The sequence below is a fragment of the Xenorhabdus entomophaga genome (genome assembly GCF_037996725.1).
GTDB classification, from domain to species: domain Bacteria; phylum Pseudomonadota; class Gammaproteobacteria; order Enterobacterales; family Enterobacteriaceae; genus Xenorhabdus; species Xenorhabdus khoisanae.
The window spans coordinates 1-223 of the sequence record NZ_JBBMXH010000511.1 but is presented as its reverse complement, the minus strand read 5'-3'; the positions used below and the strand labels follow the sequence as shown (position 1 = coordinate 223).

The window sequence follows — 223 nt, the reverse complement described above, 5'->3', positions numbered from 1 at the left end:
AGCAACGGTCACCTATGGCGATAAAAGTAACCCGCCGATTAAAAACCAGGCCATACCCAACATAAAATGGAGCATCGACCCGCCGGATCAACATGCAACATTAAACTGGGACCCCTCAGGAATGACCAATGATGCAGGCCAGTTAGCTGCAACCTTAAGCAGTACTCAGCCTATTGATCCGAAAACAAAAGTTTATCTGGAAATGGATAATCAACCCAAATTG

At 45.3% G+C, this 223-nt stretch carries 1 protein-coding gene; it reads left to right on the top strand.

Going from position 1 to position 223, the window contains the following annotated elements; translation table 11 throughout:
- On the top strand, nucleotides 1–223 hold a 223-nt coding region (locus AAC854_RS24890; RefSeq protein WP_340619213.1), incomplete at both ends, for a hypothetical protein.